18 protein-coding genes and 2 tRNA genes are annotated in these 14,303 nt (G+C 50.0%); 17 read left to right on the top strand and 3 right to left on the bottom strand.

All coding sequences use genetic code 11. The features are described from left to right. Position 1: 1 nt before the first annotated feature. Positions 2 to 529, top strand: a complete 528-nt coding sequence (gene sixA, locus DFR26_RS08565) for a phosphohistidine phosphatase SixA (RefSeq protein ID WP_116208536.1) — start codon at positions 2 to 4, stop codon at positions 527 to 529. Positions 530 to 553: 24 nt separating this feature from the next. After that, entirely contained in the window at positions 554 to 841 is a 288-nt protein-coding gene (locus DFR26_RS08570; protein ID WP_147300284.1) for a hypothetical protein, read from the top strand. A gap of 9 nt (positions 842 to 850) precedes the next feature. Here DFR26_RS08570 and DFR26_RS08575 read toward each other — a convergent pair whose 3' ends face one another. Then, a complete protein-coding gene (locus tag DFR26_RS08575; RefSeq protein ID WP_116208538.1) occupies positions 851 to 1,633 on the bottom strand; it encodes an SCP2 sterol-binding domain-containing protein in 783 nt (260 codons plus the stop codon). 112 nt (positions 1,634 to 1,745) lie between these two features. Between DFR26_RS08575 and DFR26_RS08580 the strand changes: the two genes are divergently transcribed. The 10 genes from DFR26_RS08580 to DFR26_RS08625 all read left to right on the top strand — a co-directional run bounded on the left by DFR26_RS08580 (position 1,746) and on the right by DFR26_RS08625 (position 8,088). Beyond that, positions 1,746 to 2,975 (top strand): DUF445 domain-containing protein, encoded by a 1,230-nt coding sequence (locus DFR26_RS08580; RefSeq protein WP_116208539.1) that lies wholly within the window; start codon positions 1,746 to 1,748, stop codon positions 2,973 to 2,975. Between the two features lie 33 nt (positions 2,976 to 3,008). Then, positions 3,009 to 3,416: a phasin family protein gene (locus tag DFR26_RS08585; protein ID WP_116208540.1), complete on the top strand. Its 408-nt coding sequence runs from the start codon at positions 3,009 to 3,011 to the stop codon at positions 3,414 to 3,416. A 71-nt stretch (positions 3,417 to 3,487) separates the two neighbouring features. Continuing rightward, a tRNA-Gly gene (locus DFR26_RS08590) sits at positions 3,488 to 3,563 on the top strand. Between the two features lie 105 nt (positions 3,564 to 3,668). Continuing rightward, complete coding sequence (gene dapA / locus DFR26_RS08595) at positions 3,669 to 4,565, top strand: 4-hydroxy-tetrahydrodipicolinate synthase (RefSeq protein WP_116208541.1); 897 nt, start codon at positions 3,669 to 3,671, stop codon at positions 4,563 to 4,565. Next, complete coding sequence (bamC, locus tag DFR26_RS08600; protein WP_181899028.1) at positions 4,562 to 5,131, top strand: outer membrane protein assembly factor BamC; 570 nt, start codon at positions 4,562 to 4,564, stop codon at positions 5,129 to 5,131. The genes dapA and bamC overlap by 4 nt, the downstream gene beginning before the upstream one ends. Before the next feature lie 27 nt (positions 5,132 to 5,158). After that, positions 5,159 to 5,872, top strand: a complete 714-nt coding sequence (purC, locus tag DFR26_RS08605) for a phosphoribosylaminoimidazolesuccinocarboxamide synthase (RefSeq protein ID WP_116208543.1) — start codon at positions 5,159 to 5,161, stop codon at positions 5,870 to 5,872. 32 nt (positions 5,873 to 5,904) lie between these two features. Beyond that, positions 5,905 to 6,147 (top strand): DUF6726 family protein, encoded by a 243-nt coding sequence (locus DFR26_RS08610; RefSeq protein WP_220375746.1) that lies wholly within the window; start codon positions 5,905 to 5,907, stop codon positions 6,145 to 6,147. A 52-nt stretch (positions 6,148 to 6,199) separates the two neighbouring features. After that, a tRNA-Ser gene (locus tag DFR26_RS08615) sits at positions 6,200 to 6,290 on the top strand. A gap of 407 nt (positions 6,291 to 6,697) precedes the next feature. After that, entirely contained in the window at positions 6,698 to 7,027 is a 330-nt protein-coding gene (locus tag DFR26_RS08620; protein WP_116208544.1) for a hypothetical protein, read from the top strand. Then, positions 7,024 to 8,088 (top strand): relaxase family protein, encoded by a 1,065-nt coding sequence (locus DFR26_RS08625; RefSeq protein WP_116208545.1) that lies wholly within the window; start codon positions 7,024 to 7,026, stop codon positions 8,086 to 8,088. The genes DFR26_RS08620 and DFR26_RS08625 overlap by 4 nt, the downstream gene beginning before the upstream one ends. A 172-nt stretch (positions 8,089 to 8,260) precedes the next feature. On the opposite strand, the gene DFR26_RS08630 is transcribed toward DFR26_RS08625, so the two are convergent. Continuing rightward, positions 8,261 to 9,286, bottom strand: coding sequence for an integron integrase (locus DFR26_RS08630; RefSeq protein ID WP_116208546.1), 1,026 nt, complete (start codon positions 9,284 to 9,286; stop codon positions 8,261 to 8,263). 292 nt (positions 9,287 to 9,578) lie between these two features. On the opposite strand from DFR26_RS08630, the gene DFR26_RS08635 reads away from it, so the two are divergent. Continuing rightward, a complete protein-coding gene (locus DFR26_RS08635; RefSeq protein ID WP_116208547.1) occupies positions 9,579 to 10,385 on the top strand; it encodes a hypothetical protein in 807 nt (268 codons plus the stop codon). Positions 10,386 to 10,514: 129 nt separating this feature from the next. Here DFR26_RS08635 and DFR26_RS08640 read toward each other — a convergent pair whose 3' ends face one another. Continuing rightward, a complete protein-coding gene (locus tag DFR26_RS08640) occupies positions 10,515 to 10,919 on the bottom strand; it encodes an MAPEG family protein (protein WP_116208548.1) in 405 nt (134 codons plus the stop codon). Between the two features lie 277 nt (positions 10,920 to 11,196). Here DFR26_RS08640 and DFR26_RS08645 point away from each other — a divergent pair, with 277 nt between their 5' ends. From DFR26_RS08645 to DFR26_RS11035, 4 genes are all read left to right on the top strand, one after another. After that, positions 11,197 to 12,651 (top strand): ATP-dependent nuclease, encoded by a 1,455-nt coding sequence (locus DFR26_RS08645; protein WP_116208549.1) that lies wholly within the window; start codon positions 11,197 to 11,199, stop codon positions 12,649 to 12,651. A gap of 125 nt (positions 12,652 to 12,776) precedes the next feature. After that, entirely contained in the window at positions 12,777 to 13,118 is a 342-nt protein-coding gene (locus DFR26_RS08650; RefSeq protein WP_025264740.1) for a hypothetical protein, read from the top strand. Further along, the gene (locus tag DFR26_RS08655) at positions 13,118 to 13,870 is read left to right on the top strand and encodes a hypothetical protein (protein ID WP_025264739.1); all 753 of its coding nucleotides are present in this window, start codon (positions 13,118 to 13,120) and stop codon (positions 13,868 to 13,870) included. The genes DFR26_RS08650 and DFR26_RS08655 overlap by 1 nt, the downstream gene beginning before the upstream one ends. A gap of 89 nt (positions 13,871 to 13,959) precedes the next feature. Further along, on the top strand, positions 13,960 to 14,298 hold the full coding sequence (locus DFR26_RS11035) for a hypothetical protein (protein WP_147300285.1): 339 nt from the start codon (positions 13,960 to 13,962) through the stop codon (positions 14,296 to 14,298). Positions 14,299 to 14,303: the final 5 nt, after the last annotated feature.

A 14,303-nucleotide genomic window follows, 5' to 3' on the forward strand; every position in this document is an offset into this window, starting at 1 on the left:
CATGCGTTTGTATTTAGTGCGTCACGCAGAGGCATCGCTGGATGCCGAGCGCGACGAAGAACGCCCGCTGACCGAGCGGGGTTGGGCGCAAGCACAAGATGTGGCGGATTGGCTGTGCCGACAAATCACTGGGCCGGCTTGTGTGGTGGCGAGCCCCTTGCTGCGCGCACAACACACGGCCTCGGTAATGAGTCAGGCCTTGGGGCTAGACACGGTGCAGTGCGAGCCCTCATTGGCGCCTGAAAGCGACCCATTGCGTGCCGAGCAAGCGCTGTCGTTATTAGCCGGCGAGGGTATTGAGGATTTGGTGGTGGTTAGCCACATGCCGTTAATTGCGAGCCTGTATGCGTGGATCGCTGAGGGCACGCTGACCACCGGTGATGCCTACGATTTGGCCGAGGTGCGGGTGTTGTCGATCGAGATTATTGCGCCGGGCTTGGGGCAAGCAGCGGGCAAGTATCAGCCCGAAGCGGTTGAAGTTAGCAGCGATTTGCGCCAGTTTATTGCCCGCCTAACAGGTGAACACTAAGGATACGAGATGATTTGGTTGGCGATGATAATCACTGCGCTTGCGTCGAGTGCGCTGACATTAGGAGTGGCGCGCTGGTGGCTGCTGAATCAGGGACAGTCAATTTGGTCGCGTGAGATTGACGCGCTGCATGAGTCATTAGCGCGCACGGTGGAGATCCGTGTCAAACGCGCGATGATCGAAAGCTTGGCGGAGACGCGACAAGACGAAGATTTGCGCGAGTCCACTTGGAAGGCGGCGCGCTCCGGTGGCGAATTGATTAACGAAAGCATGAAAACCTGGCTTAAGCGCCGCAAAGTGGCCAGCGACTGAGCGAGTCGTTTAGCGCCGCCACGCGCGACTACACACCAAGGCAATACCTAGCGCGATGGCCATCAGCTCGCTATGCCCCAAGCCGGCTAGTCGCGCACCCAGCGTGTCGCCAGGCAGCAAGGTGGCGAGTAAGGCCAGCAAGACCACGGCGACGCTCAGCATATCCCAACGTTTTTGCTTGGCCCACGCCGCCTCACGCGCCGCCCACGCGGCTTCTTGCGCGGCAAGCGCCTGCTTCAAATCACGAATTTCACTCAATGCTTCACGCAACATGCCGGGCATGGGCATGAGGTCGCTGATCCAGCTCGGGTCGTGGCGGCGAATCTTTTGCCAGAGCTCTTGGATGTTGAGGTGCTCGCGCAACCAGCGTGTAAACAACGAGCGCACATTGGCCTCTTGCAGCAGCTCTACCAGCCAGTTCACCGCGTCGCTGTCGCCCCAAAGCCGAATACGCCCGGGGTTATCGAGGCGTTGTTGGCCAGTGAGCACGCCCAACAACGATAGCAGTGAGGCATTAATGCGCACGCTGGCACGACCGGGGCTACGGCTGCTGACCTCAATGCCTTGCGCGGTGAATAGGAGGTAAGCAGTAAGTGCCGGGTCACTGGTTTTTACGCGCACCACCAGGCCCTCGCGCGATAGCACCTGGCGTCGCGTGGTGTCATCGTGCTCAATGCAGGCATTCAGCAGGCTTTCCACCACGCCCAAGCTGAGCTCGGTAATGAGCCGAGGCGGCGTGTCGGTGTGGTCGGCGTCGTCGAAATGCGTGCTGGAGTTATTGTTATCGGTCATGGGCCTGCCTCGGGCGCAGTCGGGTCTTGCAGCGTCTGTGTATACTGCGCGCTTATTAGCACAATACTGCGTGATTTTTCGCGTCAATGCCTCCCATTTTCACAGGAAATAGATGAACGACTGGCTTGCTGCGGGGCTTGATTATGCCCATGACCCGTTATTTTTGGCGATTCCATTGGTGGCGGCGCTGGTTGGCTGGCTAACCAACTGGCTGGCCTTGGCGATGACGTTCAAACCCATCGAGTTTGTCGGCTTTCGCCCGCTGCGCTTGGGCTGGCAGGGCATTGTGCCGGCAAAGTCGGGCAAGATGGCGGGCATTGTTGTGGATAACGCATTGGCGAAGCTGGCGGATTTATCTGAGTTATTTCAGGCCATGGAGCCGGAAAAAATCGCCGAGCACATTGCTGCCAATATTGATGAGCGCCTTGAAGACTATATTGATGAGATAATGCGCGAAAATCACGCCGTGCTCTGGGAGCGCGTGCCGCTGATGGTGCGTCGGCGTGTCTATGCGCGCACGCGACGGCAGCTGCCGGAGGTCATGGACAATATCGTTGAGGATATGGCGGCGAATATTGAACAGCTGGTGGATCTGCGCGATATGGTGGTGCGGATGATGCGCGCCAATAAAGCCCTGGTGGTGCGCGTATTTACGGAGGTTGGCGCCAAAGAGCTGCGTTTTGTGGTGCGCTCGGGCGCTTATTTTGGGTTTTTGTTTGGCCTGCTGGAACTGCTGATTTTTAGTGTCTATCCGGCGCCGTGGCTGCTGCCGCTCGGCGGCTTTGTGGTGGGCTATTTGACCAATTGGCTGGCGCTGAATTTGATTTTTCGCCCCGTGGAGCCGATCAGTTGGGGGCCGCTGCATCTGCACGGGTTGTTTATGCGCCGCAAAGCCGAGGTCGCTAGTAAGCTATCGGCGCTAACCACAGCGGAAATTATCAATCTGCGTAATCTCATGGTGGAAGTGCTGACTGGCCCACAAGCGGGAAAGACGCGCGCCATTGTGAAACGGCATTTACGGCCGCTATTAGACTCGCCAGTGATTCGCGCGGCGCTGCAAATTGCCATGGGTGCTGAGGCCTATGTGGATTTAAAGAACTCCGTGACTGATCGTGCTGTGGCCATGTCGTTAGACTCCATTACCGCGGCAGACTTCTCCGAGGAGCGCTCAAAAATTATCGATAATGTCTTCAGTGAGCGCCTACAGGCCATGAGCAATCGCGCGTTTCAGGAGCTGCTGCGGCCGGCATTTAAAGAAGACGAATGGATTTTGATTGGCTTGGGGGCTGCGCTCGGGGGTGTTGCAGGTCTGTTGCAATGGCTCTTGATGATTGGCCTATAAAAGCCCCACACTATTGTTTGATATGAGGTGCCTATGACACATGACACAAAGCAGTCGGCGCGTGGCCGACTCAAGCTTTCACCCGCAAAAGATCTTCGCAAATACACCCAGCAAATTTGGCTCGCCGGCTTAGGCGCGTTTTCTCGGGCCGAAGAAGAGGGCGGCAAGCTCTTTGATAACCTCGTGCAAATTGGCGAGGAGCTCGAGCATAAAACCCGTGATCTCGCCGATAACGCTGCCGAGGAAATCAAAGATAAAGTCATCGAGAAAGCCAGCGATACGCGTGAAAAGGTCGAGCGCGTCATTGATGATCGCCTCAGCAGCACGCTGTCACGTCTGGGCATTCCTAGCCAAAAAGATATCGAATCCCTTACGCAGCGCATGGATAACCTAACGCGCGTGATTGAGCAATTAGCGCTGCAGCTGGACAAGAAAAAATAGCGTGTAGTCTGTGTTGACAGCGGCTGGCGGCCTGTCTAGAATCCGCGCCACACTAAGACGCCATCGTCTTTGCGGGTGTAGCTCAGCTGGTAGAGCGCGACCTTGCCAAGGTCGAGGTCACGAGTTCGAGCCTCGTTACCCGCTCCAAATTATAAAACCCTCAGTCCGTACAGGCTGGGGGTTTTTTCATTTCTGTATGTCTTGTGACTAAGTGCCTCAGGCCGTTACTATTGCTGATTGTTTATGCCTTGTATGCCAGTGGAGAGCCGCATGATTGTTGGTAGTTTAGTTGCCCTTATCACCCCCATGAAAACAGATGGTTCGGTGGACTGGGCAGCCCTCAAACGCTTGGTCGAATGGCATATTGCTGAAGGCACGCACGGCATCGTGGCGGTTGGTACCACGGGCGAGTCACCGACATTGTCGGTCGAAGACCATCTGGCGGTGGTTCGCACAGTCATTGAAGTGGCTGATGGCCGTGTGGCGGTGATTGCTGGCACTGGTGCAAATTCCACGCGCGAAGCCATTGTCTTAACGCGTGAGGCCGCAAAGCTCGGCGCCGATGCCGCGCTACTGGTCACGCCGTATTACAACAAGCCGACTCAGGAAGGCCTGTATTTGCATTACAAAGCCTTGGCGGAAGCCGTTGATATTCCACAGATTCTCTACAATGTGCCGGGCCGCACCGGTGTGGATATGCAAAACCACACGGTAGCGCGCCTGCTCGGTGTAAAAAATATCGTTGGCATTAAAGATGCTACCGGCAATCTGGATCGCGGCCGCGAGCTTATCGATTTATTGGGCGATGGCATGGTGGTGTATTCCGGCGATGACGCCACCGCCATCGACCTGATTTTGGCTGGCGGCAAAGGCAATATTTCGGTCACCGCCAATGTCGCGCCGAAAATCATGGCGCAGGCCTGCGAGGCCGCCCTCATTGGCGATGCCACCCGCGCGCATGCTGAAAATGAGCGCATCAGCTCCCTGCATAGCGCCTTATTTATTGAAGCGAATCCGATTCCAGTGAAATGGGCCTTGGCCGAAATGGGCCGCATCGAGATGGGTATTCGTTTGCCATTAACCGTGCTCTCGGAAGAGGCGCAGCCGCGTGTTCGAGCCGCCCTGGTGGCCTCTGGAGTGTTGTCATGAAGCGTTTGATGTGTGTGGTTTTAGCGCTGTCTGTGCTGCCGGCGTGCAGCGGTTTTTTTCGTGATCGCAGCTTGGCGTATGTCGATGCGCAGAGCACGCCGCCACTGAACATCCCCGCCGATGTTTCCACGCGACCCATCACGCCGCTGTATCCGGTGCCAGAAGTGGCCGCCTCAGCAGTCGAGGCACCCGCCGAGGCGCCATTTCCGCCGACACTGAAGACCCAAGTCAGCGTCGATATGGCCGCACTGCCGGCAGCGCCTGGTCGCACGCCGGTGAAGTTCGGTACCGATGGCAATGGCGTGCCTGAGCTGCGTGTGGTGGGTCCGCGTGAGCGCGTTTGGGATGAGCTTGGCCGAACACTCAAAGCCATCGATGTGACCATTAAAGATCGTAATCAATCGTTAGGCCTGGTCTACATCACCATTGCCGAGCAGGATTATCAGTTACGCATGATCCGCGCCACTGAAGCCTATGTGATTAGCTTGCAGCGCGATGAAGAAACGCTAGCCCCGGTCAATTTGTCGCGTAATTTGCTCGGCACCTTGCAGGTTCGTTGGCTCTAACATTTTACCGAGGTAGCGGAGACTCTGATGGAAAAGCGCGATTTGTTATACACCGGCAAGGCCAAATCTGTTTTCGCAACCGATGATGCTGATCGCGTGGTGATTGAATACCGTAATGACACATCCGCCTTCGATGGCAAAAAAGTCGAACAGCTCGACCGTAAAGGCATGGTCAATAATCGCTTCAATGCCTTCATCATGGAGAAGCTGGAAGCCGCTGGCATTCGCACGCATCACGAAAAGCTGCTGTCGCCCAATGAGTCGCTGGTGAAGCGCCTTGAGATGCTGCCGGTGGAATGTGTGGTGCGTAATTATGCCGCTGGTAGCTTAGTGCGTCGCTTGGGCGTGACCGAGGGCCAAGCGCTTAATCCACCCACGTTTGAACTGTTTTTGAAAAATGATGCCCTTGGCGACCCCATGATCAATGCCTCGCACGCCGTGTCATTTGGCTGGGCGAGTATTGACCAGCTCACGGTTATGCAGGAGCTCACGCTGAAGATCAACACCGTGCTGTCGGCGCTGTTTGATGACGCCGGAATGCTACTCGTCGATTTCAAGCTGGAGTTTGGTCTGTTTCATGGTGAAATTGTATTGGGTGATGAATTCTCGCCAGACGGCTGCCGTCTGTGGGATAAAGACACCAAGAAAAAGCTCGACAAAGACCGCTTCCGCCAAGGCTTAGGCGGTGTTGTTGAGGCCTATGAAGAAGTCGCCGCGCGCTTGGGCCTGGTGATTGACTGAGCCTTAGCTCATGACATAAGAAGAGGTGCTACATGCTCCCAAATAAAACATCGATGCGTTTGCTGGTGGTGGCGCTTTTAGCGACTAGCCTCAGTGGTTGCCTGCTCACCAAATTGGTCACCATGCCCATGCGGGTTGCCGGCTCGGCGTTGTCGGTTGTTGGCGCGGTGGTGTCGGTTGTGCCGGTTGTCGGCGACAGTGTTGATGAGGCACTCGAGGCTGCCGACGAGGGCATCGATAAAGCCGCCGATGCTGTCGATAAAGTACCCATTTAAGCGCCTATGGGCTTGAGTTTTGCGGCGGCATCCGCTACATTTCGCCTCCTTCGGAGAGGTGGCAGAGTGGTCGAATGCACCGGACTCGAAATTCGGCATACGGTTCGCCCGTATCGAGGGTTCGAATCCCTCCTTCTCCGCCAGATGAGTCGCCTAAAACCCGCCTAAACAGCGGGTTTTAGCGTTTCTGGGCTTCCCAAAAATTTAATTTCCCACCAATTTTCCCACCATTTGGCTTGTTGCTAGCTGTTGAGTGCTCATGAGCGTTCACGAGTAGTCATATAGCGTCACGGTATAACAGCACGACGAATTTTCGTCGTTGGTGCGGGTTTCCAATGAAAAAAAATCCTATTTAATTTTGAACGCTACTGGCGTCATCTGAACGCTTATGGCGCCATAAAATACGATATGAATCAATTGCTTACAATATCCTGGATGTTGACAGCTCCCCCATCCTGGGGGCAGTCTGATGGCGTCAACAAGGTATAGCAGAGGGCCCTCAAGACTCACTTGATTTGGTCGGGCATACCAGCACAAACAGGAGTTGGTCATGCGAAAAAACCGACTAAAGATAGCGCTCGACGATGATGAAGAAAGCGCTATTTTGGACGCCTGCCCTGAGCGGCAAGTGGCGACATGGGCACGACGTGTACTGCTGCATGCCGCTGGCGTTGGTCCACGCAGCAAGCCTACAAGTCGTCAAAGTACTATCGAACATAATCATGAGTTGTTGCTGGCTCTGGGTAGAGTTTATGAAGCCTTACAGTCGCTAAAAATAAGATGCGATACCTACACTAGTAATGAGTTCAACCAGCGCTTCAAGGCAGTTTGCGACGATATTCACCAGCTGACAAACATCATGTCGAGTCTGGAAAAATGATAATTAAAATTTTCAATACTAGCGAAAGAACGGGCAGAGGTTGCATCAATTATTTACTCGGACGACAGTTTGAGCGCGAGGGTGCGAGTGTTATTTCCGGTCTTCCGGCTCTAACCGCCTCGATTATTGATAGTTCAAAGTTAAAAAAGAGTTATGTTTCAGGAGTAATAAGCCTAAAGGGAAAGAATATTGATGACCGAAAAATCAACGAAATCACACAGGGTTTTCAATTATTGTCATGTGCTGGTTTACCTGAAAATCGAGTCAACTTTATGTGGGTAAAACACACTGATAAAGACCATGTGGAACTAAATTTCGTTATTCCCTGTGTCGATCTTGTTTCCGGGAAAAATATCAATTTTCTTGATAAAAAATATGACCATTATTTCCTGTCAAGGTTTCGAGACTTTTTTGATGTGCTTCATGGTTACGATACGCCCCTTGATCCAGTTAATAAAAGAAGTTTGATCCTGGGCGAAAAGCTTCCTGCCACAAGTAAAATTGAGTTACATCGATTGCATGATCTCGCAATGCGTGACATTCATTCTGGCGTAGTCAAATCAAAAGAGAATTTATTCGAATTTTACAACTTTTATGGCTACGAGGTGAAGAGCATAAAAAGTAGCTCAATCACTATTGAGGATATCAATAGTAAGAAGAAGTACAGGCTTGCTGGCTTTGCGTACGAAGAAGACTTTGACTTTTCTGCTGATTATTACGAAAAGCTTATGATGGAAAGCAGAGCGTTTCATTTATCTCGTCAAGCACGATTGGCAGAGTCACGGCAAGCGCTTATTTTTTCACTACAGTGTCGAGTTAAAAAGCAGGCTAGGTACGTGAATAGGTATTTTGATGAAATCTTATACGATAGAGCAATTCAGTTAATCGATGATTTGTTATTTGCTGATTATGAGTCGACTGAGCCTGATTTAACTACCATAGCTGACTACGATGCTAGAGGTCCTTTAACTGTCGATGGCGCAGCGAGCGACTCTGTGTCGCGGGATGACTTGGATGATGAAAGTTTTGAGCCGGAGGAATCTCCTGATTATGGTCCTTAGTAAGTGCTAGTGGCATAGAAACTCTGCTTGTCAAAATGAAAGGTTGTTTGCTACAGATTAGTTGGAGCTTTCGCAGGGAGTGCGGCCGCACACCACCTTCGCCAGTTTACTGACCTGGATGAATCAAACACCTTCTTCGCAATGACTCCAAGGATGGGCCGCGCTCATTGCACTACGTCAACTGAGTGGCGGTAGCGTGCCCAACGCAACTGTCCAGTGGACTAATAACCCCACGACCACCTTGGTTCAGCACATGCGTATAGATCATGGTGGTGGACACATCGGTGTGGCCCAGCAGTTCCTGTACCGTGCGAATATCGTAACCGCCCATAAGTAGATGAGTCGCAAAACTGTGCCGTAAGGTGTGCGTGGTCGCTGGCTTCACAATACCGGCTGCCTGCACCGCACGCTTGATCGCGCGTTGCACGGCCTGCTCAAAGAGGTGATGCCGCCTGCGAATGCCGCTCACTGGATCTGTCGACAGATGATCTGCTGGAAAGCACCAAAACCATGTCCAACTGGTCGGTGCGCTAGGATATTTTCGCGCGAGTGCATCAGGCATGGAAACGCCCGGTTCGTTATTGAGCCGATCTAGATCATGAAAGCGGCGAGCGCTACTGATATGAGCTTGTAAGTCGGGGGCCAAGCTGGCCGGCAACATGGTCACGCGGTCCTTGCCGCCTTTGCCCGCACGAATGGTAATTTCGCGCTGATGAAAATCAATATCTTTGATGCGCAGCTGACAGCACTCCATGAGGCGCATGCCAGTGCCATAAATTAAGCGTGCCATAAGGCCCGTGACTCCATGCATGTGTGTCAGTAAGGCACTCACTTCCTGATGCGATAGCACAACAGGTCGTCGTACACGCGGTTTAGCTCGGGTGATATTGTCTAGCCAAGGTAGCGTTAAACTCAGCACTTCCTTGTAGAGAAACAGTAATGCGGCAAGCGCCTGATTTTGTGTCGAGGCCGACACTTCGCGATCTGTCGCTAGCCACGATAAGAATGCTTCAACCTCAGCGGCGGCCATATCACTCGGGTGTCGCTTCTGATGAAAGAGTATGTAGCGCTTGATCCAGTGCGTGTACGCCTGCTCAGTACGCCGACTCAAATGCTTAGCGCGCACGCGGCGGCGCACTTGCTCTAGCAATGATGGTGGGGCAGAGATGCGGTCTTTTTCTGGGGCTGCTGATGACATGACTTTCCGCTTCCTTGTGGAATCATGTAGTTAAAGCTAGTCACAGTTTCTTAGTTTCGCCAGTTAATATTGTTATGCAGCGAGATTGTCGCCTACAAAATGGCATGGCATGCTTTAGGACACAGAATGTGCGGTATTTGATGGCAAGGAGTGTTGTGTTTAAGTTTCCAAAGCTTTGATGCCTTTGAACTTTCCTTGCGCTACCCCGTCTTATGCAGCAGATCAAAATTATTACACCGCAACCCTGCGGTATAAACTAAGTTAGCTTTATAAATGGAGTTACCGAAAAACAATGCCATATAAGAAGTTTTTAGAAGAATATTCGCTTTACAGAAAATTCAAAGTGACTCAGTTGCCGCCAAGAACTGATGTGCTTCCTGTAGTTCAGATAAATATGGAATGCCCGAAATGCAGTTCTAATCAAACTTTTGTAATGACTAACAAATATTGGGAAAACTGTGAGTACAGCAATTACCCTGTAGAGGGTCTTGTTTTTCGCATGGTGTACTTGTGTGTTCATTGCCAAGAGTTTGAGCGTGTTTTCTATATAAAAGTAGCCGATGATAAACAGTGGCTAATGAAGGTGGGTCAGTTCCCGTCTTGGGAAATAAAAGGCGATGTTAATATTGAAAAGCTACTTGGAGAACATTCTGGGTATTACCGAAAGGGGTTAGTCTGCGAATCGCAAGGATATGGTATTGGCGCTTTTGGCTATTACCGGAGAATAGTTGAAGAAATCATTGATGGTCTTCTCGACGAAATTGCAGAACTCTTAACTGACTCAGAACTTCTTGAATACCAAGATGCATTAGCAAAAACAAAAGAAACAATAGTCACGCAAGAAAAAATTGACTTGGTAAAAGACTTATTACCACCAATTCTAAGGCCAGAGGGTATGAATCCTTTATCGGCACTACATTCTGCTCTTAGTGAAGGTCTGCATGCTGAGTCAGACGAAGAGTGCTTAGAATATGCAGAAACTTGTCGTGAGATACTCATTTTCTTGGTGAACCAAGTTGCTGCAAGCAAGGCTGCCTCAAAAGGATTTACCGACAGCATGAGAAAGTTGCTTGACAAGAAAAGTAAGAAGAAAAGCTAACAAACACATCCAGCCGACCCAAAAACCGCTGCGCGGTTTTCGGTCGGCTGATGTGAGGCGTTAGGCGGCCGGATTCTGTCCCATTATCACGGGATGTCCTGTACCAGGCGCCCCCTTCTGGGGGAAAAATCAGGCGATGAGCTGAAAGCAAATCCAGAAAATCATGCCGACCTGGGCAAGGAAAAAGGTGGCACGTAGCAGCACAAACGCCGGGGCAGTGCTGATGAGATGTGACAGGCTCTGCCCCAGGCGCGCAAGCAGGATAAACATCGCGAGACTATCTACCACGGGGCTCTTGCCCATGAGCGCGGCAACCACCACGACGCCAGCGAAAAGCGGAAAGTTTTCCACGCAGTTCAGGTGCGCGCCCTTGGCACGAACCATGAAGGCCGGGTCGCGGTTAACCTCAGCGCGTTCCCAGTCTGAGAACTTACGACCTCCGAACAGCGCCATTGGCACGCGAGGGAATGCGTAAGCCAGCGTGAGCAACTGCATCCACACCACGTAAAGCAACACTGCAATGAATCCGGTCATGGGCTTTCCTAGTATTTGTATTTGGACTTATTATACGTCAGCCTCCGGACAGATGCCACGTATCGGACGGCGCTGGCACCAGTTGATGCCGAGGGTACGGTGGTAGAACACTACGTCCGTGTGGGCAGTTTCGGGTGAGGTTCCGGGGTCGTGGAGGACTGCCGCCTAACAAATCGTTGCACAGGACGTTTGACCCGCTGGCTAATTTTCCTATCGCAAAATCATCCATCGCCTCAAACGCCTGTGAACTCAAGCGTTAGGCAAATAAGGAGTCATTGTGGCGGATATAGCCAAAAAACTTCAATCGAAATATGTTGAAAAAAATCGTTATGCAAACTTTGGACCCTGTTTAAGAAAGGTTCATATTGACGGTTTCAGGGGGATCAATTCAATTGATCTTGAACTTGATTTTCCGATAACTGTAGTTTCAGGGCTAAACGGCGCAGGCAAAAGCACTGTGGGCCAGTTAGCAATCTGTGCTTATAAGAAGCCCTCGACGTCCGTCGAATACAAAAGATTGTACATAAAAGATTTCTTCCCAATATCACCTGCTGACCCAAAACCAATATCTGACGGTGCAAAGGTGATTTATTTCTATGAAACTGATGATCATAGAAAGCCGCAAGAAGTAACAATATCGCGAGCAAACTCTGCATGGTCTGGCTATAAAAGACAGCCAGAACGACATTGCTACTATGTTGGCTTCACAGTTTATATACCGAAAGTAGAGCGTCGAGATCTAAGTGTTTATGGCGGGGCAAATCTCCACTTTACGGAGAAGAGATATATTGATTCGGAAGTTATCGAGAAAATGGCTCGTATAATTGGCCATAAATATGATGATGTCACGTTCCAAGGGCTCTCTCATAGGGGAAAGGAGTCAGAAGTTGGTATTGCTTCAAGACTTGGGTATTCGTACTCAGAAAACAATATGGGCTTTGGAGAGGGGAGAGTTCTTTATACGGTCGATAAGCTTGAAAATGCACCCGAGCAAAGTCTTTTCATTCTAGAAGAGCCGGAAACTTCACTTCATGAGAGTGCTCAGCATGAGTTTGCAAAATATCTATTAGATGTCTGTAATAGACGGCACCACCAAATAATCCTGTCAACGCACTCCAGTGTAATAATTAACGCTCTTCCATCAGAATCTAGAAAATTGATTCTTCGGGATGAGAATGGAGTTGATATAAGAAATAAAATTTCGTCTAACCAAGTGCGCTCAATTTTGTCATCTGGCCATGTACGGCAGCTCGATGTTTGTGTTGAAGATATTTTTGCTAAGGTATTGCTGACAGAAATAATACGTATCAAGAAGAAGGAGCTTCTTAAAGCAGTTGCGATTCATGACATCGGTGACAAAGATGCAGTCCGTGAGGCGGTGCGTGTACTAAATAAGACGGGAAAGAAAGCCATAGCTGTCAGAGACGCGGATGTGGGATCTGCACCACAAGAGGCATTGTATTCGTTTCCTGGGGAGCTTCCACCAGAGAAAGAGGTTTTTCAGCACCTAAAAGTCAAAGACCTTCTCAAGCAGAAGTATGGTCTTGATGTGGACTGGATTCTACAAAGAGATCAGGTTACGGATCATCATAAATATGCCATGTGCCTTGCTAAAGAAGCCGAGACTGAAGAGAGCGTTATTAGAACAGTAGCCATTGAGCAATATATCAAGGAAATCGATGGTGAGTTTGATGATCTGATTGCTGCCATCGAAGCAGCGGTTAATGCCTAACAAAGTGCTGCTAGGGACAAGCCTACGCTATGCTTCGGCTTGCCCCAGAGCACGGTGTTATGCGCTTCTGCGACACATTCTGTCGTTTGAGTGGCGTAAGCTGAAAAAAGCAAAAGGGAAAATTTATGTCGAATTTCGATAAAAACTTTGAAGCAGCACGCCTTGCCATGCTGGCTAAGCAACATTCAGACATTGTGAAAGTTACAGGTGAGGTGGTTTTCTGTGCTGAAGATGATGAAGACCGCTTGAGTGGCACCTCTTGGACACTTGAAGAGGATATTTTCGATCAGGTTACGGAGTCTGGTTTCAAATTGCATCTGATTGAGCTTTTAGATGATTTTATTGCACACCGAGGCCAATGTAATGTGCTACCAAAAAAAGAAGGGATTGTTCGCTTCGGTGGTGGTGATTTGAGTATTGAGTGGTTGCCAGAAGGCTCAACTCACCTTTCCAAAGGAGGCTCGTAATGGAGGCGCTGCTTGATGAGTATGGCAGGATTTTAAAAGAGTTAAAATTTGACTCATTTAACCATAATGAAGATAAGTACTCTGGTGTATTCTTGCCTGTCCCATTTGATGAATACTGGAGCTCTAGCCTAAAAATAATGTTGGTTGGCCGAGAAACTGCTGGTTGGAATACAGACAATCAAAAAAACACAATTAAGCGTGTAGCAGAGTTTGCTGAAAATAATAAAATTTCCGATCTTGTGCAAGAGGCCACTGGGCGTTACAAAAGACATCTACCAGTGAGTAAGAATGGGAAAGTTATTACAAAAACTCGAAGTCGTTTTAAGCAGTACTTTTTTCGGCTGGCGAAGGAGCTTGAAGTTAATCCTGAGTCAATTATTTATGGGAATTTATTTGCTTGGGATTACAACAAAAAAAGCCCTAGAACACGCCCGAAAAATGAGCTAAAAGAAATAACAGAAGTTTCTAAAAAGCTTCTTGCCGCTCAGATAAGGTGCTTGAGGCCAGACGTGATTATTTTTGCTGCTGGCTTTGTTGGTGTTGATCAAGTAATAAGGGATCTATTCGAAGAGCACTTTAGTGGCTATGAAAATGGCGAAGTTATATCTGGGAAATACTGGGAGTTTAAGCCAGTTGACGACGAATTTTCAAATATTGAATGTTTTAGAATTGCTCACCCTAGAGCAACGCATGGACATAGAGAGTTTCGAGAAAAAGTGATTCAGAGCATTAAAGCTCGTGCTGCTGGCTAATAGTTCGCATAACAAAGCATTGCAGCGGACAAGCCGCTGAATGCGGCGTTAGCTTTATAATCTGTCAAATGTAAAAAAGGAGAGAACCATTGAAGAAAGTACTTTTATTGCCAATTGTTGGCTTAGTTGTGTCTTGTACTATGACTGGTGATATTGTTCCCACCGGGCCTGATTCCTACATGATTAGCACCGTCGCCTGTCCTGCTTGTGGTGGAACTACAAAGTCAACAACTATGGCTTTTCAGGAAGCCGGTCAATTTTGCATGTCACAAGGTAAGCGATTACTGCAATCCAACATGACAAACGATAGATGGTTCAATGAAGCAGGTGAAACAGTTCTAGAGTTCCGCTGCCTTGACGAAGACCATCCTGCTTTCATTCGCGCAGACGAGCGAAGAGATAGCGATATCATAATTGAGCATCGATAAAGGGA

The organism is Paraperlucidibaca baekdonensis, assembly GCF_003387535.1.
Classification (GTDB): Bacteria; Pseudomonadota; Gammaproteobacteria; order Pseudomonadales; family Moraxellaceae; genus Perlucidibaca; species Perlucidibaca baekdonensis.